We start from the raw sequence: 20,993 nt of genomic DNA, 5'->3' as shown, positions 1-20,993 counted from the left end.
GGTCCGCCGGAACGTGCATCAGGCCACCGCGGGGACGCTGTCGGTGGAGTGGCCGGGGAACAGCTGCTCCTCCGGGTTGATCAGGACGGCGGCGTTGTTGACGGCGGTGGCCGCCTCGCCGAAGCCGACCGAGATCAGCCGCACCTTGCCGCGGTAGTCGGTGATGTCCCCGGCAGCGAACACGCCGGGGACGCTGGTGGCCATGGTGGTGTCCACCGCCAGGTAGCGGTTGCCGACCACCTCCAGCCCCCACTGCCGGATCGGGCCCAGGTTGGCGGTGAAGCCGAGCGCCGCGATCACCGCCTGCGCCGGACGCGTCATCCGCCCGCCGGGACCGGTGATCTCCACGCTTTCGACGGCGCGGTCGCCGCGCACGGCGGTGACCTGCGCCTCGGTGATCACCTCGACCGTCGAGGCGCGGAGCCGGGCCACGCTGTGCTCGTGCGCCCGGAACGCGGCGCGGCGGTGCACCAGCGTGACCGAGCGGGCGATCGGCTCCAGGCTCAGCGCCCAGTCGCAGGCGCTGTCGCCGCCGCCGACCACGACCACATCCTGGCCTGCGTGCGCCTCCAGCGAGGGCACGAAGTAGGACAGGCCGCGCCCCAGCCAGCCCTCCCCCGCCGGGAGGGGCCGCGGGGTGAAGGTGCCGATCCCGCCGCTGATCACGACGGCCCGGCAGCGGATGCGGGTGCCGGTGTCGGTGGTCACCGTGAACACTCCGGCGGCATCCTTTTCCAGGGTCTGGGCGCGCTGGCCGAGCACGAACGCCGGCGTGAACCGCCTGGCCTGCTCCAGCAGGCCGGCCACCAGGTCGCGGCCCCTGACCGCGGGGAACCCGGCGACGTCGTAGATCGGTTTCTCCGGGTACATCGCGGTGACCTGCCCGCCGATCTCCGGCAGGGAGTCGACCACGGCGACCGACAGCCCCCGGAACCCGGCGTAGTAGGCGGCGTACAGGCCGACCGGGCCGGCGCCGACGATCAGCAGGTCGCGTTCGATGTCGGCCTCGGCAGAGCCTGTCGTCCGAGAACCGGCCATCGCAGAAGCGGTGGTGTCAGCGCCGGTCGTCACGGGACCTGTCGTGTCGGGTCCGGTCATCGCAGGGCCGCTCATGACAGCGCGGCCTCCCGGTGCGGGCCGCCCAGCACGCCGGCGGCGCGGGCGCGCAGCTCGACCCGGCGGACCTTGCCGGTGGCGGTGGTCGGCAGGCTGTCGATGAACACCACCCGCCGGGGCCGCTTCACCGCGGGCAACCCCTCCCGGCAGAACGCGATCAGCTCGTCCTCGGTGACGGCCGCCCCGGCCTCGGTCACCACGTAGGCGACGGGTTTCTCCAGCCCGTCCTCGTCCAGGGCGGCGACCACCGCGGCCTGGGCGACCGCCTCGTGCTTCAACAGCCGGTCCTCCACCTCGGTCGGCGACACCCAGATGCCGCTCGCCTTCAGCATGTCGCCGGTGCGCCCGAGGCAGGTGTAGTAGCCGTCGGCGTCCTGCACGTAGGTGTCGCCGGTGCGCAGCCATTCGCCCTGGAACACCTCGCGTGACGCGCGGTAGCGCGACCAGTAGCCGGTCGCCGTGGACTCGCCCCGCACGTACAGGGTGCCGGGGGTGCCGGGCGGGACCTCGTTGCCCTCCTCGTCCAGGATCCGCAGGTCGTACCCGGGCACCGCCACACCGGTGGTGCCGGGCCGCACCGCGCCCTGCCTGTTGGACATGAAGATGTGCAGCATCTCGGTCATGCCGATGCCGTCGAGGATGTCGACGCCGAAGTGCTCGGTCCAGCGGTGGTAGAGCGACGCGGGCAGCACCTCGCCCGCCGAGGTCGCCAGCCGCACCCTGCCGAGCGCCCCGCGCGGCAGACCGGCGTGCAGCATGTTGGCGAAGAAGGTCGGCCCGGCGAAGAACAGGGTCGCGCCGCAGGTGCGGGCCCGCTCGGCCAGCAGCTCCGGCCGAGACGGCGCGGGTTCCAGGATCGTCGCCGCGCCGACCGACAGCGGGAACAGCACCGAGTTGCCCAGGCCATAGGCGAAGAACGCCTTGGCCGCCGACAGGCACCGGTCGTCCGGACGGATGCCCAGCACGTGCCTGCCGTAGGTGCGGCACACCACCTCGACGGAGCCGTGCCGGTGCATCGCGGCCTTCGGCGTGCCGGTCGTCCCGGAGGTGTAAAGCCAGAACGCCGGCGAGTCCGCCGTGGTCGGGTACGGGTCGCCGTCCGGTTCGGCGGCGGCCAGGTCGTCCAGCGCGTGCACCGGCAGGTGCGTGGTGATGGAGACGCCGCTGCCGACCAGCACCCCGGCCAGCTCCGGCGCCGCCGCGGCGGCCTCGGCGCCGGCGGCGGCGAACTCCCGCGTCACCGCGAGCAGCGCGGCCCGCGAGTCGCGCAGCAGCTCGGCGAGGCCGTCGGCGCGCAGCATCGTGGAGACCGGGACCGGGACGGCGCCGATCCGCAGCGCGGCCAGAAACACCGTGACGAAGTCCGGCGAATCGGCCATGTACATCACCAGCCGCTGCTCCGGCAGCAGGCCGATCCCGCGCAGCCCGGCCGCGGTGCGGCGGACCCTCTCGTACAGCTGCGCGTAGGTGAGGTCACCGCCGGCGCCGGACAGCGCCAGGCGGCCGCCGTCGCCCTGCTCGATGTGGCGGTCGAGCAGGTAGTGGCAGGCGTTGAAGGATTCGCTCATCTACTGTGCCGTCCGGTTTCAGGCGAGGTGGACGTATTCGTAGTCGAGGGGCTTGCCGTTGATGCCCTGGCGGGGCGGGGCGAGCCAGGCGGCGACCTTCCCGCGCTCGTAGACCGGCTGCATCAGCGACCGGACGTGGGTGCGGTCCACCTCGGTGGGCAGCCACTCGCCCTTGCGCCGCTCCCACTCGTCCGCCGAGAGTACCTCGCCCTCCGGGGTCGCCTCGATGTCGGCGAACGCGCCGACCTTGCGGTTGAACGCCACGTGCGGCAGTTTGAGCCGCCGGTCGATGCCCGCCTCCTCCAGGATGCGGTTCCACCGGTTGACGCCGTTCTGGCAGTCGCCGATGTACTCGCGGCGCAGGTCGGTGTTGAGCCCCACCAGGGCCGCGACCTCGGTCTGCCCCGGCTTCCCGTCGACGATCGCATCAACCATGATCGAGTCGTCGGTCAGCACGTGGTCGTCCCTGCGGCGCTCCTCCGCCCAGCGCCCCTTGAGCCCCGCGGTGAAGTAGTTGGCGACGTTCGTCGAGGTCTCCGAGCCGAACAGGTCCAGCGACACCGAGAAGTGGAAGTTCAGGTACTTCTGGATGATGTCCAGCGGGATGCCGCCGTGCGCGACGACGTCGTCGGTGTCGTGTTCGAGCATCAGCTCGACGGTCCGCTGCACCACCCGGTCGATGCCGGTGGTGCCGACGAACATGTGGTGCGACTCCTCCTTCAGCATGAACTCGCAGGTGCGGCTGAGCGGGTCGAACGCCGACTCCTTCAGCGTCCCCAGCTGGTACTTGCCGTCCCGGTCGGTGAAGTAGGTGAACATGAAGAAGGAGAGCCAGTCGGGCGTCTCCTCGTTGAAGGCGCCGAGGATGCGCGGCGACTCCTCGCTGCCGGAGTTCCGGTGCAGCAGCAGTTCCGCCTCTTCGCGGCCCTCGCGTCCGAAGTAGGCGTGCAGGAGGTAGACCATCGCCCACAGGTGGCGGCCCTCCTCCACGTTCACCTGGAACAGGTTGCGCAGGTCGTACAGGCTGGGGGCGGTCGCGCCGAGATGGCGCTGCTGCTCGACGGACGCGGGCTCGGTGTCGCCCTGGATGACGATGAGGCGCTGCAGGTCGGCGCGGTACTCGCCGGGCACCTGCTGCCATACCGGCTCGCCCTTGTGCCGGCCGAAGGCGATGCGCCGGTCCGGTTTGCGGTCGGCGAGGAAGATGCCCCAGCGGTAGTCGCGCATCGCGACGTGGCCGAAGTGCGCCCAGCCCTCGCGTCCCACGTTGACGGCGGTGCGCAGGTAGACGTCGCGGGTCGGCAGGGCGGGGCCCATCGAGTCCCACCAGGACAGGAAGTTCGGCTGCCAGGACTCCAGGGCCCGCTGCAGGCGCCGGTCCTCGTGCAGGTCGACGTTGTTGGGGATCTTCTCGGTGTAGTCAGCGGCGATGGCCATGGGTCACACTCGCTTGCTGTCGAAGGTGGCGCGCTGCCCGGTCCCGAACTTGCGCAGCGCGCCGTCGGGTCCGGAGGCGTTGGGACGGTTGAAGATCCAGTTCTGCCAGGCGGACAGCCGGCCGAAGATCTTGGTTTCGATGGTCTCGGGCCCGGCGAAGCGGTAGTTCGCCTCCATGCCGGTCAGGGCGTCCGGGCTGAAGCTGGCCCGCTCCTCGACGGCGATGCGCACCTCCTCGTCCCAGTCGATGTCGTCGGGCGCGAAGGTGACCAGGCCGAGCCGCTCGGCCTCCTCGGCCTGCAGCGGACGGCCCTGCGCGTCCTGCACCGCGGCCAGCCCCTCGGGGTCGCCGTGGAAGCGGGTGGCCAGGCGGGTCAGGTCGTTGCCCATCGGCAGGGGGCCGAAGTTCATCGGGCCGAGGACGATCGCGGCCGGGTCGGCGTCGGGGTCGATCTCCTCGAACACGCCCGCCAGGTGGAAGGAGCGGTCGGCGGCCAGCGCCGTCTCCAGCAGCGAGCCGGCGAAGCAGCTGCCGGGCTCGATGAGGGCGATGATGCTGCGGCTCGTCACGTCCAGCCGCTTCAGGGTCCGCTTGAGGTACAGCACGATCTCGCGGGCCAGCCAGTCGCCGGAGTTGTCCAGCAGCAGCGCGTCGTGGTCGAGCACGCGGGCGGCGTCGCCGCGGGTGCGGATGATCCAGGTGCCCAGCTCGATCTCGTTGGTGCGCAGGTCGAGGATCAGGTCGTCCAGCTCGCGGGTCAGGGCGAGGGTCCAGAAGTCGGCGCCCTGGGCGTGCAGGCCGGCGAGGTCGGCCGGGGCGTCGCCGTCCGGGCCGAGCAGGGTGATCTCCACGACGCCGCGGCCGCGGTCCAGTGCGGCGCTGACGTAGCGGTAGCCGATGTGGTCGTCGGTGCGGGTCTTGGCCAGCGGGGTCAGCTCGATCCCGCGCGCGCCGGCCGGGCGGTCGGAGCGGGCGGCGAACTCCGCGGCCCGCTTGGCGACGGTCTCGGCCCAGGCGGTGCGCGGCACGGCCTCGTCGACCAGCCGCCACGCCTCGGCCTTCTTGCCGCCGACGCCCTCGGCCTTGGTGGAGAAGTAGTCGGCCAGGTCACGCCGCACATGCCGCTTGTCGACGACGCGCGTGAGCCCTCCGGTGCCCGGCAGGACGCCCAGCAGCGGCAGCTCGGGCAGGGACACCATCGAGGAGCGGTCGTCGACCAGCATGATGTGCTCGCAGGCCAGCGCCAGCTCGTAACCGCCGCCCGAGGCGGTGCCGTTGAGCGCGGCCAGGTAGGTCTGCCCGGAGTTCGCCGAGGCGTCCTCGATGCCGTTGCGGGTCTCGTTGGTGAACTTGCAGAAGTTCACCTTCCACCAGTGCGGCGAGGCCGCCAGCATCCGGATGTTGGCGCCCGCGCAGAACACCTTCTCCTTGCCGCCGGTGATCACCACGGCGCGGACCTCGGGGTGCTCGAAGCGCAGCCGCTGCACCGCGTCGTAGAGCTCGATGTCGACGCCGAGGTCATAGGAGTTCAGCTTCAGTTCGTAGCCCGGAACCAGCCCTCCATGTTCGTCCACGTCCATGGTGAGCGTCGCAACGGAGCCGTCGAACGTGAGCCGCCAGTGGCGGTAGCGGGACGGTTCGGTGCGGAACTCGACTCGCTCCTGCGGGGCGGGAGTCCCATTCGCATCGCCATCCGCCCGAGTGGTGGGTTCGCTGGCCAAGCTGGTCATCAGGGAGGCCCTCTCATGTCGTCTGGGATGGCCGATACTCTACATTCTTCTACAGGAGCGTCAAGAGTTCGTAGCAAGTCGATCGGTTGCGGGCCATCCCTGCATGCTGCTCGGACACCTGGCCGCGGACACCGGACACGGCCTGGTGCCGGACTGTCGGAGCGGCGGGCGCGGTGCGACGCAGGTGCGGGCGTGCCGACGGTGGCCTCGCCGGTGTACAAGGAGGTCTTCGACTCGCGCACCGACGTGTACGTTGACGCGCAACGCCTTCGGCAGCGGCTCCCCCAGCCTGTCCTTCGGCCGCCACCGCCAGGGTCGCCGCGCCAGTGCATGTGATCGCGCCGACAGTGCCCGCAGCTTGTAGCGCTCCTGGGGTCCGGTCAGCTGTGTCGGCAGCAGGATCCGATCGTCCACCGTCAGGCCGACTGGTTCCCTACCAACGGGAGGGCGGGCTGGCGCTTCTGCCGGGGTTGGCGCTGCTGCACTCTTGGGGGGTGCGCCGCCTGGTGGACGTGTCGATGGCGGCTGACGAGTCGACCCGCCGGGCCGAGGATCCGCTGAAGGATCGAGATGCTTTGCGACGTGCATGCCACACGGTGCTGGATGTGGCGGCAGCGATCGAGGGCCCGCGGGAGGTTCGAGCGCGCCGAGATCCTTTGGCGGACGGCGGTGCCGTTCCCGCGGCGGTCTGCGGATGGTCGCGTGGTGGATTGCTTCTGGGACGTTCAGCGCCGTGCGCGGTTCCCTGTTCCGGGATGCGCAGGCGGGCCGGGGTTGACCACGTTTCGAACGTGCAGCGGGCTTGCGGCGTGGTGGGCTGTGGAGCGGCCGCGTAGTGGCGGTCGTGTGTTGGCGGCCCCGTCGGTGCGCGATCGCGTCGCCGCGGTGGCGATCGCGAGGGGCCGGTTGCGGCGGCGGTGTCAAGCGCACTGGCCCTGGGGTACGGCCGTTCGGAGCAACATTCACCTCGGCCGCTGTCTCATCGGCTGACGCCGCCCCTGACCCGCTCATGACCGCGTCGGGCCTCAGCCCTCGGCGGATTCGGCGCGGCCCCACTCGTCGTCGCCGCCACCTGGTGTCTCGGGCCACCGGCCGCTGGTCCGGAACGCCCTGCAGCCTGCCCCGAGCATCCGTGTGGCCATCACCTTCCCGCTCGGGGCCCGTTCTGTGGAACGAGACGGCCCCATCAGGTTGTGTGACGGCGGAGGGCGTTCGGAGCAGGCTTGCCGGAGCGTCCCGCGACGGCCTTGCCGGCCGGTCAGGCCTGGATCGCCATGTATTTGACCTCCAGGTATTCGTCGATCCCCTCGAAGCCGCCCTCGCGGCCGAGGCCGGACTGCTTGATACCGCCGAACGGGGCGGCGGCATTGGAGACCAGGCCGCGGTTCAGGCCGACCATGCCGGCCTCCAGCCGGTCCCCGACGCGGAAGGCCCGCTGCAGGTCCCGGGTGTAGGCGAAGGCGACCAGCCCGGCGGCGGTGGCGTTGGCCGCCTCCACCATGGCCTCCTCGTCGGGCTGCACGGTGATCGCGGCGACCGGTCCGAAGATCTCCCGGTGCAGCAGGGCGGCGTCCGGGGGCACGTCCACCAAAAGCGTGGGCGGGTAGAACGCGCCGGGACCCGCGGGGATCTCGCCGCCGAGCAGAACCTTGGCGCCCTTGTCCGCCGCGTCGGTGACCAGGCCGTGGATCCTGGTGCGGGCCGCCTCGTCGATCAGCGGCCCGACCTGGGAGGCGGGGTCGCTGCCGGGGCCGAGCCGCAGCGGCGCCATGCGGGCGCGGAGCGCCTCGGCGAAGTCCGCGGCGACGGCCCGGTGCACGATGAAGCGGTTGGCGGCGACGCAGGACTGCCCGGCGTTGCGCATCTTGGCCACCAGCGCCCCGTCGGCCGCCGCCTCGATGTCGGCGTCGTCGAAGACCAGGAACGGGGCGTTGCCGCCGAGCTCCATCGAGGTGCGCAGGACGCCCGGCGCGCTCTGCGCCAGGAGCATCCGGCCGACCTCGGTGGAACCGGTGAACGACAGTTTGCGGAGCCGCTCATCGGCCAGCAGCGCGGTGGTGACCGGTCCCGGGTCCAGGGTCGGCAGCACGTTGACCACACCGGCGGGCACCCCGGCCTCGGCGAGCAGGGAGGCGAGGGCGAGCGCGCACAGCGGGGTCGCCTCGGCGGGCTTGATGACGACCGTGCAGCCGGCCGCCAGCGCGGGGCCGACCTTCCGGGTGATCATCGCCAGCGGGAAGTTCCACGGGGTGATCAGATAGCAGGGGCCGACCGGCCGGCGGGCGGTGACGATGCGGAAGTCGCCGCCCGGGGCGGTGCGGTGCTCCCCCGCGATGCGGACCGCCTCTTCGGCGAACCAGCGCAGGAACTCGGCCGCGTAGGCCACCTCGGCCCGTGATTCGGCGAGCGGACGGCCCATCTCCAGGGTGGCGAGCTCGGCGAACTCCTCCGTCCGCGCCACCAGCAGGTCGAAGGCGCGGCGCAGGATCTCGGCGCGTTCGCGCGGCGGCGTGCCGGCCCAGTCCGGCTGCGCCTGCGCGGCGGCGTCCAGCGCGGCGAGGGCGTCGCCGGGTCCGGCGTCGGAGACCTCGGCCACGGTGCGGCCGGTGGCCGGATCGGATACCTCGAAGGTCGGGCCCGGGCGGTGCCATGTCCCGCCGATGAACAGGCCGTGCGTCTGCGGTTGCGTGTCCATCTGGTGTCCGGTGGGTCAGCTCGCGGCGGCGAGGATGGTGCGGATCTCGTCTGCGGTGGGCCGGCGCGGGGTGTTCGCCATGACCTCGTCGTCGAGTGCGTCCTCGGCGAGCTGGTCGAAGTCGTCCTCGCTCACTCCGTGGTCGCCGAGCCTGCCGGTCAGCCCCACCTCGGCGGCCAGGCGGCGCACCGCGTCGATCGCGGCCTCGGCGTTCCACTCGGTGCTCTTGCCGGTGTCGCCGACGCCGAGGGCGAAGGCCACCTGGGCGGTGCGGTCGAGCCGCACCGGCAGGTTGAAGCGCAGGACGTGCGGCAGCAGCATGGTCAGGGCGACGCCGTGCGCGATGTCGAAGCGGCCGCCCAGCGGGTGTCCGATGCCGTGGCAGATGCCCAGGCCGGTGGTGCCCATGCCGATGCCGGCCATGTGCGAGGCGAGCAGCATCTGGGTGCGCGCCTCCAGGTCGCCGCCGTCCCGGCAGGCGGCGGGCAGGTTCTGGGAGACCATGCGGATGACCTGCAGCGCGATCCCGTCCGCCCAGGGGTTCGCGCGGACTGAGGAGTAGGACTCCAGCGCGTGGGTGAGGGCGTCCATCCCGGTCGCCGCGGTCGGGCCGGGCGGCAGGCCGACGGTCAGTTCGGGGTCCAGGACGGCCGCCGCGGGCACCGCCGTGGCGTGCCCCACGTAGAACTTGCGGTGCGCCTCGACGTCGGTGATGACCCCGAAGCCGTTGGTCTCGGCCCCGGTGCCCGCCGTGGTGGGCACGGCGATGATCGGGAGGGCGGGTTCGGCGAAGTCGTTGCTGTAGTCCAGGTCCCGGCCCCGCTGCGGGTTGACCGCCGCCAGCGCGATGCCCTTGGCGGCGTCGATGGACGAACCGCCGCCGACGGCGACGACGACCTGCGCGTCGGCCTCCCGGGCGGCGTCGGCGCCCGCTGCGATGTCGTCGGTGGTGGGGTTGGCGTGGACTCCGGTGAAGACGGCGGTCTCGGTGCCGGACAGGGCGTCGAGCACGGCGGGCAGCACGGGCGTGGCGGCGATGCCGGCGTCGGTGACGACCAGCACCCGGCGGGTCCCGGCGAGTTCGCCGAGCATGGCGACCGCGCCGGCGCCGAGGTGCGCGGTGGGTGTCGGGGCGAGCGTGAGCGAAAGCGACATGATCTTTTCCTTGGGCGAAGACGGGTGGAGGGGCGTTCAGGCGGGCAGGCGGAGCGGCGCGCCGAGCAGATCCTCCCAGAGCTTCATGGGCGCCATCTCCCCGGCCAGGTCGCCGTAGGCCCGCCGGGCCCGGCGGTAGACCTGCTCCACCAGCGCGGACAGTTCGGCGGGCACCTTGACGTCGCGGGCCAGGTCGACCGCCAGGCCGAGGTCCTTGCAGGCGAGCGCGAGCGCGAAGGACTCGTCGTAGTCGCCGTCGCGCAGCACCGACAGCACGTCCCGGTCGATGAAGTTGCTGGCCGCCGGGCTGGCCAGCAGCGCCTCGCGGAGCACGCCGAGGTCCACGCCCGCCGCGGTGCCGATCGTCAGGACCTCGGTGGTGGCCACCAGGTGCGCGAACCACAGCAGGTTGATCATGAGTTTGACGGTGTAGCCCGCGCCGTGGCCGCCGACCGGGATGACGCGCTCGGGGTCGCCGAGCACGTGCAGGATCGGGCGGACCCGCTCGTAGGTCTCCCGGTCGCCGCCAACGAAGATCTGCAGCGTGCCGGAGCGGGCGCCGGCGGCCATTCCCGACACCGGGGCGTCCAGGACCTGGACGTCGCGGCCCGCGGCGAGCGCCCGCACCCGGTCGGCGACCTCCGGCACGGACGTCGACATGTCGATCCAGACCGAGCCGGGCTCCATCGCGGCGAGCAGGCCGTCCGGCCCCAGCAGCACCGACTCGACGTGGCGGGGGGTGGGCAGCATGGTGATGACCGCGTCCCTGCCCTTGCCGGCCTCGGCGGGCGCGTCGGCCCAGGTCGCGCCGAGCCGCAGGTGGGGCTCGGCGGCCTCGCGGCGGATGTCGTGGACGGCCAGGTCGTATCCGGCCTTGAGCAGGTTGCGGGCCATCGGGCCGCCCATGTTGCCCAGGCCGATGAAACCGATCTTCACGAGCTCTCCAGGTCGATCCAGGTGGTCTTGAGGGCGGAGTAGGCGTCCAGCGCGTGCAGGGACTTGTCCCGCCCGCTCCCGGACTCCTTGAAACCGCCGAAGGGGGTGATGACGTCGCTGGCGTCGAAGGTGTTGACCCAGACCGTCCCGGCGCGCACCGCGGCCGCGACCCTGTGCGCCGTGGTCAGCCGCGAGGTCCACACGCTCGCGGCCAGGCCGTAGCGGGTGTCGTTGGCCAGCCGCACGGCCTGCTCCTCGGAGGCGAACCTGGTGACGGTGAGCACCGGGCCGAAGATCTCCTCCTGGGCGATCCGCGCGGTGTTGTCGACGCCGTCGAAGACGGTGGGGGCGATGAAGTAGCCGTCCGTCCCGGCGGTGACGCGGTCGCCGCCGGTGACCAGGCGGCCCTCGGCGCGGCCGATGTCGACGTAGTCGAGGACGCGGTCGAGCTGCTCCCGGCTGACGATGGGCCCCATCTGCGTCGCCGGGTCGAGGGGGTCGCCGACCTTGATCGACTCGGCCGTCTTGACCACCTCGGCGAGCAGTTCGTCGGCGATGCGCTCGTCGGCCAGCAGCCGCGAGCCCGCGTTGCAGGTCTGCCCGGCGTTGTAGAAGATGCCCCAGGCCACCGCCTCGGCCGCGGCCCGCAGGTCCGCCGCGTCGGCGAACACGATCTGCGGCGACTTGCCGCCGAGTTCGAGCGCGACCTGCTTGCCGTTGGACTGCCCGGCGTACTCCAGGAACGCGCGGCCGGTGCGCGGCGACCCGGTGAAGGCGATCTTGTCGACCAGCGGGTGGCGGCCCAGCGCCCGCCCGGCGACCGGCCCGAGGCCCGGCACGACGTTCAGGACGCCGTCGGGGACGCCCGCCTCGGCCGCGAGCTCGGCCAGCAGCAGCGCCGACAGGGACGACTGCTCGGCCGGCTTGAGCACCACCGAGTTCCCCATCGCCAGCGCCGGCGCGATCTTCCACGCGGTAATGATCAGCGGGTAGTTCCACGGCACGACCGCGCCGACCACGCCCAGCGGCTCGCGGGTGACCGTGGCCAGGGCGCCGGGCCCGGTGGGCGCGATCTCGTCGTAGGTCTTGTCGATCGCCTCGGCGTACCAGCGCAGGCAGTCGGCGGCGCCGGGCACGTCGACCCGGAGCGACTCGGCGATGGGCTTGCCGACGTCCAACGTCTCCAGCAGCGCCAGTTCCCGCAGGTTCTCGCGCATCAGCTCGCTCAGCCGCAGCAGGACCCGCTTGCGGTGGCGGGGCGCCGCCTGCGACCACCGGCCGTCCTCGAAGGCGGCGTGCGCCGCCCGCACGGCCCGGTCCACGTCCTGCTCGCCCGCGGCGGAGATCCGTGCCAGCTCCCGCCCGTCCCGCGGGCCGATGGACGCGAACGTCGCGCCGTCGCCGGCCGGTGTGAAGGCGCCGTCGATGAACAGTTCGGTCCGCGGCGCGATCCCGGCCGCCCGCTCGCGCCAGTGATCCGCGGTCTCGTGCTCCGGCATGTCACGCCCCCTTTCTCGCCCAGCGGCGCACCGCGTCGTGATCGATCTCGGCTCCCAGGCCCGGCGCGGCGGGCACGTTCAGGTAGCCGTCGGCGTCCACCTGCAGCGGTTCGGCGAGGAAGAAGTCCCTGCGTTCCGGGGTCCAGCCCGGCGGGTCGTAGGGGAACTCGACGTACGGGCCGCCGCCGACGCCGGCGACGACGTGCAGGTTGGCCAGGACGCCCAGGCCGTTGCTCCAGGTGTGCGGGGTGAACCAGCGGTGCTTGGCGAACGCCAGCTCGGCGATCGTCCGGGCCCGCAGCATGCCGACCGACAGCACGACGTCGGGCTGGTAGACGTCGAGCGCGTCGGATTCGAGCAGGTGCAGCAGCTCGGGCATGGTGCGGACCATCTCGCCGCCCGCCACCCGCACGCCGGTGTGCGCGCGGACCATGCGCGCCCCGTCGATGTCGTACTGCGGCAGCGGCTCCTCCAGCCACAGCACGTTCAGCTCGGCCAGCTCGGCGGCGAACGCGCGCACCGACGCAAGGTCCAGGGCGGGCTCGATGTCCCCGGACATCCGCCAGGACTGGTTGAGGTCGACCATCAGCGCGATGTCCGGGCCGACCGCCTCCCGGGTCGCGCGGACCGCGGCCAGGCCCTCGGCCAGCCGGTCCCGCGCCACCCGGATCTTCATCGCGCGGAAGCCCGCCTCCTTGGCGGCCAGCGCCGCCTCGGCGCGCTCGGCGGGCGGGCGCAGCTCGCCGAACGAGGCGTAGGCCGGCAGCCGGTCGGCGGTGCCGCCGAACAGGCCCGCCACGGTCAGCCCGCTGACCTTGCCGATGATGTCCCAGAGCGCGGCCTCCAGCGGCCAGTAGCGCCCGGCGTGGAAGTTGATCGTCTCAAGTGTCTTGACGTGGTTGACGATCGCCATCGGATCGCGGCCGAGGAACAGGTGCTCGTGGGCCTCGAACCCGTCCATGGTGTCGCCCGAGCCGTATCCGACCACGCCCTCGTCGGTCTCCACGGTGACGAGGGTGGCGTCGAACCAGGTCCGCGGGACGGGGTCCCAGGCGGCGTGGAACGGCGGCTCCAGCGGCAGCCGCATCCGGTCCAGGCGAATGGCAGTGATCTTCACGCGTCCCCCGAGGGCGTGTAGAAGGGGTTGGACGGCGCGTGCCGGGCGGCGAGCGCCTCGTCGACGGTCGGCAGGCCGGCGGCCCCGGCGCGCAGCGCCGTCCGGGTGGCCTCGCGGTTGTTGGCGTACACCAGGTCGGCGTCGGCGGCCTTCGGATTGACCCACACGGCGGCGATGAGCACCAGGTCGTCGGCGGCGGACTCGGGCACCACGCCCTCGGCCACGGCGTCCATCACCCCGGCCGCCACGCCCGCCTGGGCCGCGCCCCAGGTCAGGTCGGCGTGCTCCGGCGACTCGATGGGCGCCTTGTTGACGAACAGGGTGACGGGCTTGGCCGGCACGCCGGGCTTGAGCACGGCCACGAACGGGACGTGCCCCGACCGCGGCGCGGCCAGCGCGGTGGCCCAGGCGGTCCCGGCGGGGCCGCTGCGCGACCCGAGCACCGTGTTGATGTGGGCGGCCTCGGAGCCCTCGCCGATGAAGCTCTCCCCGATCTGTATGTCGCTCATGTTCTCAACTCCGCTCACTTCTTGACGAATCCGTTCTCGACCAGCCACTCGTGGGCGACCTGGTCGGCCTCCAGGCCGTCGGCGTCCACCTTGGCGTTGAGCTGCCGCATGGTGTTGTCGTCGAGCTTGGCCGCCACCGGGTCCAGGAACCGCTGGATCTGCGGGTACTTGGTGGCGGTGTCCTGCCGGAGGGTCAGCGCCGCGTTGTAGACGGGGAAGTACTTGCGGTCGTCCTGCAGCACGGTGAGGCCCATGGAGGCGATCCGGCCGTCGGTGGCGAAGACCTCCCCGAAGTTGCAGGTGCTCCCCTTCTTGGTCTCGCTGTAGATGAGGCCGGTGTCGAGCATCTTGACGTTGGACTTGGGCACCTGGATGCCGTACGCCTTCGTCATGCCGGGCCAGCCGTCGTCGCGGGTGGAGAACTCGCTCTCGATGCAGAAGGTGGCCTCGTTCGGCTTGTTCTGGACGAGCGCGGCCAGGTCGGACAGCTTGCTCACGCCGAGTTCGGCGGCCTTCTCCTTGCGGATGGCGAAGGCGTAGGTGTTGTTGAGCGGCGCCGGCTTGCTCCAGACGATCTTGTTGGCGTCCAGGTCCTCCTTGGCGACCGCCTGGTACTGCTTGGCGGGGTCGGCCATCGGCTCGGTGTGCTTGAGGTAGGTCACCCACGCGGTGCCGGTGTACTCCCAGTACATGTCGACGTTGCCGGTGGTCAGGGCGGTCCTGGTGTTGGTGGAGCCCTTGATGTTGGTCTTGTCGTTGACGTTGGCGCCGTGCGCGCGCAGCAGGTCCATCGTGATGTGACCGAGGATGATCGACTCGGTGAAGTCCTTGGAGCCGACCGTGAAGGTGGCGCCTTTCAGCTCCGAGCCGAGGCTGCCCTGCTCGGCGGTCGTGGGCGAGCCGCCGCAGGCGGTCAGCAGCAGGCCGGGCAGCGCAGCCAGCACCGCGATCCTCTTGGACATTGCGGACATGGTGGAACTCCTGAGTGGGGTGGGACAGGAATCGGAGTGACGGGGGCCGCAGACCCCCCGGGTTCGCACGCCCTCGGGCGTCACATGCCCTTGGGGCGCAGCAGGTCTTCGGCGACGCCGCCGACCCAGTCGACGAGGAAGGCGATGCAGGCGGTCAGCACGCTGCCGGTCAGCAGCACCGGGGTGCGGTCGAGCTTGATGCCGTTGACGATGATGTCGCCGAGCCCGCCGGCGTTGACGAACGTGGCCAGGGTCGCCACACCGACCGCCATCACCAGCGCGGTGCGCAGGCCGGCGAGGATCACCGGGACGGCCAGCTTCAGCTCGACCCGCACGAGCACCTGGGTCCGGGTCATGCCCATGCCCCGGGCGGCCTCCACCAGCGCCCCGTCGACCTGCCGGATCCCGACGATCGTGTTGCGCAGCACCGGCAGCACGGCGTAGGCGACCAGGCCGATCAGCGCGATCCGGAAGCCGACGCCGAACTTGATGGTCAGCAGCACCAGCAGCCCGATGGCCGGCGTCGCCTGCCCCAGGTTGGCCAGCGCCAGGACGGGCGAGCCCAGCCGGCGGGCCGAAGGGCGCGACAGCAGGACGCCGAGCGGGATCGCGATCAGCAGGACGAGCAGCACGGCCATCGCGGTGAGCTTGAGGTGCTCGCCGACCCGGGCGACCAGGTACCCGGAGTTGAGGGTGCGCCGCTCGATGGAGTCGAGGCTCTGCGCCGAGACGTACAGGTACAGCGCGCCCAGCACGACGGCGAGCGCCGCGGGGGTGGCCAGGTGCCGCAGGACGCGCCGGCCCAGGTGAGCCCTGCGCGCGGGGAGCGCGGCCGCCGGCCTGGCCGTCGGTTCAGCGAGCACCGCGCACCGCCCCGCTCTGGGTCTCCTCGGTCTCCGCCGCGCCCGTCCGCCCGCTCCCGTCCATCGCCGGTCCGGCCGCCCGGAGCGCGGCGCAGACGTGCGCGTACGTCAGCACGCCCTGGTCGCAGGCGACCTCCTGCACGCCGTGCGCGACCATGGTGTCCAGCGCCTGCCGCAGACTGGCGGTCGCGTCGACGCGGGGCAGCTTGTCGGAACCGGACGCGGTGGAGTCGGCCGCGGCGACGTCGCCGACGGTGATGAGGGCCAGCCGCTTGAGGGCCGCGTCCCCGCCGATGAAGCCGGCCACGTAGTCGTCGGCGGGCGCGGCGAGGATGCGCGCGGGCGTGTCGTACTGCGCGATCCGCGACCGCTCCCGCAGCACGGCGATGCGGTCGCCCAGCTTGAGCGCCTCCTCGAAGTCGTGCGTGACGAAGATGATCGTCTTGCGCAGCTCCCGCTGCAGGCGCAGGAACTCGTTCTGCAGCCGCTCCCGGGTGATCGGGTCGGTGGCGCCGAACGGCTCGTCCATGAGCATCACCGGCGGGTCGGCCGCCAGGGCGCGGGCCACGCCCACGCGCTGCTGCTGGCCGCCGGACAGCTGGGAGGGGTACCGGCCGGCGAACGTCGACGGGTCCAGGCCGACCAGGTCCAGCAGCTCCTCGACGCGGGCCGCCGTCTTGGCCTTCGGCCAGCGCAGCAGCCGCGGCACCAGGGCGACGTTGTCGGCGATGGTCAGGTGCGGGAACAGCCCGGTCTGCTGGATGACGTACCCGATGTGCCTGCGCAGCCCGTCGGCGGGCATGGCCAGCACGTCCCGGCCGCCGATGCGGATGCTGCCCGACGTCGGCTCGATCAGCCGGTTGATCATCTTCATCGTGGTGGTCTTGCCGCAGCCGGACGGACCGACGAAGACGACCAGCTCACCGGCCGGGATGTCCATCGAGACGTTGTCGACGGCGGGCGCGTCCTGTCCCGGATAGCGCTTGGTCAGCCCGTCCAGTTCGATGCGGGCGCCGCCGCTCAGGTTGTCAAGCACGAATCCCCCTCGGGGTGGTGAGGAGTCGGACGACGAGATAGAAGAGGTCGAACGCCAGCGCCAGCACGACCACGCCGAGCGTCCCCGCCAGCGCCGCGTTCAGCGAGTTCACCGAGCCCAGCCTGGCCAGCGCGTCGAAGATCTGGTTGCCGAGCCCGGGACCGGCGACATAGGCGGCGATCGCCGCGATACCGATGATCATCTGGGTGGACACCCGGATGCCGGCGAGAATGATCGGCCAGGCCAGCGGGAGCTGCACCCGGACCAGCACCCGCCGGGCGCTCATCCCCATCCCGCGCCCCGCCTCGAGCACCGCCGGGTCGACCGAACGCAGGCCGACGATGGTGTTGCGCACGATCGGCAGCAGCGAGTACAGCACGAGCGCCACCACGGTCGGTGCCCAGCCGAGGCCGAGGAACGGAATCAGCAGCCCCAGCAGGGCGAACGAAGGGACCGTCAGCACACCGCCGCTCACGCCGACCGCCAGGCCCGACAGCAGCGGGCGGCGGTGGGCCGCGATGCCGATCCCCACCCCGATCACGGTGGCGATGGCGATCGACAGTGCCGTGACGAGCGCGTGCTGAACGGCGGCCTGGAACAGCTCGTCCCAGCGCGACTGTACGTAGTCGCTGAAGTTCACCGGGCACCTCCTCCTCGCTCGGAAGCCCGTGACCAGGCAGAATGGAACGCTAGAACCCGGGTATCGGTCAGTGCAATACTTGTTGCGCACATCGCAACGCACACGTCAGGAGTCGTGGTGACCGACCGCCCCCGCGCCCCCGTGTCCGCCGGCCTCCGCCGCGACCTGGAGATCCTGGAGCTGCTCGCCCGTCCCGAACACGCCTCGGGCGGCCTCGGGGTGAGCCGGATCGCCGAACTGCTCGGCCGGGAGAAGAGCCAGGTCTCGCGAGCGCTGAAGGCCCTGGAATCCGAAGGCATGGCCGACCGGGACCCCGAGTCGCTGGAGTACCGGCTGGGCTGGCGCCTGTACGCGCTGGCCGCCCGCACCGCCGAGGCCCGCCTCACCCACCTCGCCGCCCCCTACCTCCGCCGCCTGGTCGCCGCGCTCAACGAGACGACCCATCTGTGCGTCCTTCGCGGCTCGGGGGTGCTGACTCTGCTGTCGGTCTCCCCCACCCATGCCTTCCGCGGCCTCGGCTGGGAGGGAGTGACCGTACCGGTGCCCATGACATCGGCCGGCAGGGTCCTGCTGTCCGACTGGGCTCCCGACACGCTGCGGGCCTGGATGGCCTCCTGGCTGAAGGAGAGCCCGATGCCCGGCCACCCCCGCCAGCGCCCCCCGGACATCGACTACCTGCTGCGCGAGATCGCCATGATCCGCAAGCGGGGGTTCGCCGCCGTCGACGAGGAGTTCGAACCGGGCCTCGTCGGCGTCTCGGCCCCCATCCGCGACTTCCGCGGCGGCATCATCGCGGCGATCAACGTCTCCGCCCCCAAGGGCCGGCTCGGCGGCCACCTGGACGAAGCCGGCCGCCGGACCTTGGCCGTAGCCCGCGAGCTGTCCGCCAAGCTCGGGTACCACCCCGAAACACGCCCCCACTGAGCCGACCCTCCGCCCCGGAGGGCGGCTTCCCCAGCGCAGTTGCCGCCGCGTGCGCAGACCAGGTCGATGACGTCACCGCGGGAACCGACGATCCCGCCCCATGCCCGCCGCACTGCCGACGCCGCCCGGACCGGTCACCGGGCCGTATATCAGCCGTCCCCCCTCACGGCCCGGTGGCTGGTCAGCGCGCGCAGCGGGGCGGCCTACCCCGCACCGAACCGACCGAATCACGTGCGGGTTCCGCCGGCCGGTGTCGTCGAAGTGGCCGCGTAACGGTTCGTGCGCGACGATCACGCGATGCATGGCGCGCCGTCATGAACCGTCCGATGCCGAGCCATGCCGGAGCCGTCGCCGCCCAGGCGGCGGATGGGACGTCCGCGAACCGATGACCAGCGGGTGCCGAACCCCGATCCAGGGGCGGCCCGACGGGGACGTGCCCGAACACCATGACCTGCGGCGGTCACCGCCGAGCCGTTGGTACTCGACGACGACCCACGACCGTGACCGCCGCCATGATCGAGGCAGGTCGGCGTCAGCGCGGGCCTAGCCGGGCCGGCGTTGCCGCAGCAGCGCTCGGGTGAGGGCCTGCCGAGGTGGGGCGCTCGGGTCATAGCCTGGCGTCGGGATCCGCCGCATTCTTCGCTTCAGCCCGATCATCCATGCGTCTCGGCCCTGCCAGCGCACGCCAGCCTGACCCTGCCAGTAGTAGGACCACCGGTCGTACGCAGAACAGGGCTCTGGGCAAGCGGGCTTCAGCGGGCCAAGCTGCATCCCAATGGCAGTCTGCTGACCACTGCTGAGGGAGAGTTTTCGATGAGCACCGATGCCCGTTCGTTCGTCGTCCAACGCAACGGCCGGGATGCGACAGCCGAGGATCTGGCGCCGCTCGCCTTCGCGGGCTTCGCCCACTTCACCGCCATGCAGGTGCGCGGGGGCCGGATCCGGGGCCTCGACCTGCATCTGGAGCGGTTGCGTTCGGCCTCCAAGGAGTTGTTCGGTCAGGCCCTTCCCGACGAACGAATCCGCGATTACCTGCGGACGGCGCTGGACAACGGCCCGGCCGACCTGTCGCTGACGGCCACGGTCTACTCCCCTGCCGATGAATTCACCGCGTCCGGTGCCGGCGGGGCGCCGCAGGTGCTGATCCGCACCGGCCCGGCCGCGTCCGGCCCCCAGGGCCCGCTGACACTGACGACGGTCGAGTACGAACGCGTCCTGCCGGCCGTCAAGCACGTCGGGGAAGTGGCCAAGACCTACTTCCTGCGCCAAGCCGTGGCACAGGGCTTCGACGACGCCGCGTTCGTCGACCGCCGGGGCCGTCTCAGCGAGGCGACGATCTGGAACCTGGCCTTCTGGGACGGAACCGCGGTGGTATGGCCCCAGGCCGAAATGCTCACCGGCATCACAATGAGCATCGTGCGCCGCCAACTGGAGCGCCTCGGCGTCCCCCAGCGCGTCCAGGAGATCACCCTCGGCGACCTTCCAGCCTTGGCGGGCGCCGTGGTCATGAACTCGTGGACACCGGGTGTGGCGGTCCACCAGATCGGCGATGTGCCACTGCCCGAGGCGCCGTCCTTCCTGGAGCTGCTCCACCGCGCCTACCGGAACGAACCTCCGACCTTGCCGTAAACCCCAAATGGAACGTCGGGGCCCCTCCCTGCAGAAGGGGCCCCGGCGTTCATGGCTCTAGGCCATGTCCGGTGGATCTCGGCATCCGGCTCTTGAGTGCGGGTGGGGGCAGGGTCGTCCGCTGCGCCCCAGTCTGCGGCTTCGCCGCCGTCATGGCGAGCGGTCCGGTGCGGCGGCCGCCCTGCCGACGGAGCAACGCGGTCGGGGTCGCCCTGGTCACCGCACTGCTGCGGGCCCATCATGATCCACCGGACACAACCTAGGCCCGCGCAGGACGACCGCGCCATGTCAGGTGCGTGGACGCCGAGTTCACCGCGGCAGGGGCACCAACGGCCTGAGCCGGCATCAGTCCCAGGTCTCGACCAGCGGCACCGGATCCCGCTCCGCAGGCCCGCGGTCGCAGGACACGATTCGACGCGTGGACGGTTGGGCCTGAGCGAAGGATTCTGGCACTGCGATGAGAAGCGCGACTGTTTGGAAAGTTGCAACGTCGGTCACGTTTGACACCCTCGAGTACTCGGCCGAATGAAACTCCCGCACGATGTCATCGCTCGGCAGCCGCCGTTGCGCAGGCGGAGCCCCTCTCAGCAGGCGAGGCTCTCATCACGGACCGGCGCCGTCAGCGGTGATCGCGATCGTCAGGTGCGCTCGGCGCGGTCACCGTCCAGGTAGCGGACACCGGTCGCGTCCTGGGACAGCTGCCAGAGGCGCTCGGCCAGGGCGAGATCGTCGGCGGGGCGCACGAGTTCGTCGAAATGAATGCGGATGTCCTTGCGCCGAGGGGAGAAGCCGAGCAGGTACCCGGTCTCCGCCGCCGGACTCGTGGCAGCGAACGCCAGCGGCAGCGCGCCCTGCTCCACCGGACGGCTGAGCAGCGCCTTGCCGACCGCAAGCAGTGCCTTCTGTGTGAACCCACGGGCGCTGTCGTGCATCGGCGTGGAGGCCATGCCCGGGTGGACCAGGAAACTGCGCACGGGGCTGCCCGCCCGCCGCAGCCTGCGATCCAGTTCGGCACCGAAGAGCAGGTTCGCCGTCTTCGACTTCACGTAGGCGGCACCGGGCGCGAACGAGCGCTCGGCGACGAGGTCCTCGAAATCGGTGCGGGGGCGGGTGCGGCGGTAGAAGTTGGAGCCGACGGTGACCACCCTCGGGGCGTGGTCGGGGCGG

General features: G+C 71.8%; 17 protein-coding genes. 2 read left to right on the top strand and 15 right to left on the bottom strand.

Annotated features, from left to right (window positions below; genetic code table 11):
* Positions 1-18: 18 nt before the first annotated feature.
* The 14 genes from QSK22_RS09165 to QSK22_RS09100 form a co-directional block, all read right to left on the bottom strand.
* The gene (locus QSK22_RS09165; RefSeq protein WP_285493590.1) at positions 19-1,038 is read right to left on the bottom strand and encodes an NAD(P)/FAD-dependent oxidoreductase; all 1,020 of its coding nucleotides are present in this window, start codon (positions 1,036-1,038) and stop codon (positions 19-21) included.
* A 71-nt stretch (positions 1,039-1,109) separates the two neighbouring features.
* Complete coding sequence (locus QSK22_RS09160; RefSeq protein WP_285493589.1) at positions 1,110-2,684, bottom strand: benzoate-CoA ligase family protein; 1,575 nt, start codon at positions 2,682-2,684, stop codon at positions 1,110-1,112.
* 18 nt (positions 2,685-2,702) lie between these two features.
* Positions 2,703-4,121 carry a benzoyl-CoA 2,3-epoxidase subunit BoxB gene (gene boxB, locus QSK22_RS09155; RefSeq protein ID WP_285493588.1) on the bottom strand — a complete coding sequence of 473 codons (1,419 nt, stop codon included), beginning with the start codon at positions 4,119-4,121 and terminating at the stop codon, positions 2,703-2,705.
* Positions 4,122-4,124: 3 nt separating this feature from the next.
* On the bottom strand, positions 4,125-5,852 hold the full coding sequence (gene boxC / locus QSK22_RS09150) for a 2,3-epoxybenzoyl-CoA dihydrolase (RefSeq protein WP_285493587.1): 1,728 nt from the start codon (positions 5,850-5,852) through the stop codon (positions 4,125-4,127).
* Between the two features lie 1,258 nt (positions 5,853-7,110).
* Positions 7,111-8,547, bottom strand: coding sequence for an NAD-dependent succinate-semialdehyde dehydrogenase (locus tag QSK22_RS09145; protein WP_285493586.1), 1,437 nt, complete (start codon positions 8,545-8,547; stop codon positions 7,111-7,113).
* A gap of 15 nt (positions 8,548-8,562) precedes the next feature.
* Positions 8,563-9,702, bottom strand: coding sequence for an iron-containing alcohol dehydrogenase family protein (locus tag QSK22_RS09140; protein WP_285493585.1), 1,140 nt, complete (start codon positions 9,700-9,702; stop codon positions 8,563-8,565).
* 36 nt (positions 9,703-9,738) lie between these two features.
* Entirely contained in the window at positions 9,739-10,638 is a 900-nt protein-coding gene (locus tag QSK22_RS09135) for an NAD(P)-dependent oxidoreductase (protein WP_285493584.1), read from the bottom strand.
* Complete coding sequence (locus QSK22_RS09130) at positions 10,635-12,137, bottom strand: aldehyde dehydrogenase (RefSeq protein ID WP_285493583.1); 1,503 nt, start codon at positions 12,135-12,137, stop codon at positions 10,635-10,637. The genes QSK22_RS09135 and QSK22_RS09130 overlap by 4 nt, the downstream gene beginning before the upstream one ends.
* A 1-nt stretch (position 12,138) precedes the next feature.
* Positions 12,139-13,254, bottom strand: a complete 1,116-nt coding sequence (locus QSK22_RS09125; RefSeq protein ID WP_285493582.1) for a mandelate racemase/muconate lactonizing enzyme family protein — start codon at positions 13,252-13,254, stop codon at positions 12,139-12,141.
* Positions 13,251-13,763 (bottom strand): formaldehyde-activating enzyme, encoded by a 513-nt coding sequence (gene fae / locus QSK22_RS09120; protein ID WP_285493581.1) that lies wholly within the window; start codon positions 13,761-13,763, stop codon positions 13,251-13,253. The genes QSK22_RS09125 and fae overlap by 4 nt, the downstream gene beginning before the upstream one ends.
* 14 nt (positions 13,764-13,777) lie before the next feature.
* Entirely contained in the window at positions 13,778-14,725 is a 948-nt protein-coding gene (locus QSK22_RS09115; protein ID WP_285493580.1) for a glycine betaine ABC transporter substrate-binding protein, read from the bottom strand.
* Between the two features lie 89 nt (positions 14,726-14,814).
* The gene (locus QSK22_RS09110) at positions 14,815-15,597 is read right to left on the bottom strand and encodes an ABC transporter permease (protein ID WP_285493579.1); all 783 of its coding nucleotides are present in this window, start codon (positions 15,595-15,597) and stop codon (positions 14,815-14,817) included.
* Entirely contained in the window at positions 15,587-16,633 is a 1,047-nt protein-coding gene (locus QSK22_RS09105; protein ID WP_285493578.1) for an ABC transporter ATP-binding protein, read from the bottom strand. Before QSK22_RS09105 ends, QSK22_RS09110 begins: the two co-directional genes overlap by 11 nt.
* A complete protein-coding gene (locus QSK22_RS09100) occupies positions 16,626-17,273 on the bottom strand; it encodes an ABC transporter permease (RefSeq protein ID WP_285493577.1) in 648 nt (215 codons plus the stop codon). Before QSK22_RS09100 ends, QSK22_RS09105 begins: the two co-directional genes overlap by 8 nt.
* A gap of 117 nt (positions 17,274-17,390) precedes the next feature.
* Between QSK22_RS09100 and QSK22_RS09095 the strand changes: the two genes are divergently transcribed.
* Both QSK22_RS09095 and QSK22_RS09090 read left to right on the top strand, forming a co-directional pair.
* Positions 17,391-18,197 (top strand): IclR family transcriptional regulator, encoded by an 807-nt coding sequence (locus QSK22_RS09095; RefSeq protein WP_285493576.1) that lies wholly within the window; start codon positions 17,391-17,393, stop codon positions 18,195-18,197.
* An 813-nt stretch (positions 18,198-19,010) separates the two neighbouring features.
* Positions 19,011-19,826: an aminotransferase class IV family protein gene (locus tag QSK22_RS09090; RefSeq protein ID WP_285493575.1), complete on the top strand. Its 816-nt coding sequence runs from the start codon at positions 19,011-19,013 to the stop codon at positions 19,824-19,826.
* 638 nt (positions 19,827-20,464) lie between these two features.
* On the opposite strand, the gene QSK22_RS09085 is transcribed toward QSK22_RS09090, so the two are convergent.
* Positions 20,465-20,971 (bottom strand): Rossmann-fold NAD(P)-binding domain-containing protein, encoded by a 507-nt coding sequence (locus tag QSK22_RS09085; protein ID WP_285493574.1) that lies wholly within the window; start codon positions 20,969-20,971, stop codon positions 20,465-20,467.
* Positions 20,972-20,993 lie beyond the last annotated feature (22 nt).

Origin of the sequence: Actinomadura sp. NBRC 104425 (assembly GCF_030269545.1) — a bacterium.
Lineage (GTDB): Bacteria > Actinomycetota > Actinomycetes > Streptosporangiales > Streptosporangiaceae > Spirillospora > Spirillospora keratinilytica.
The sequence above is the reverse complement of the archived record's forward strand: the minus strand, read 5'-3'. Positions and strand labels throughout refer to the sequence as shown.

Coding starts and splice junctions, on each gene's coding strand:
- QSK22_RS09145 (WP_285493586.1), bottom strand. CDS start 8,547: ATGGACACGCAACCGCAGACGCACGGCCTGTTCATCGGCGGGACATGG.
- QSK22_RS09115 (WP_285493580.1), bottom strand. CDS start 14,725: ATGTCCAAGAGGATCGCGGTGCTGGCTGCGCTGCCCGGCCTGCTGCTG.
- QSK22_RS09090 (WP_285493575.1), top strand. CDS start 19,011: ATGAGCACCGATGCCCGTTCGTTCGTCGTCCAACGCAACGGCCGGGAT.
- fae (WP_285493581.1), bottom strand. CDS start 13,763: ATGAGCGACATACAGATCGGGGAGAGCTTCATCGGCGAGGGCTCCGAG.
- boxC (WP_285493587.1), bottom strand. CDS start 5,852: ATGACCAGCTTGGCCAGCGAACCCACCACTCGGGCGGATGGCGATGCG.
- QSK22_RS09160 (WP_285493589.1), bottom strand. CDS start 2,684: ATGAGCGAATCCTTCAACGCCTGCCACTACCTGCTCGACCGCCACATC.
- QSK22_RS09165 (WP_285493590.1), bottom strand. CDS start 1,038: ATGGCCGGTTCTCGGACGACAGGCTCTGCCGAGGCCGACATCGAACGC.
- boxB (WP_285493588.1), bottom strand. CDS start 4,121: ATGGCCATCGCCGCTGACTACACCGAGAAGATCCCCAACAACGTCGAC.
- QSK22_RS09130 (WP_285493583.1), bottom strand. CDS start 12,137: ATGCCGGAGCACGAGACCGCGGATCACTGGCGCGAGCGGGCGGCCGGG.
- QSK22_RS09140 (WP_285493585.1), bottom strand. CDS start 9,702: ATGTCGCTTTCGCTCACGCTCGCCCCGACACCCACCGCGCACCTCGGC.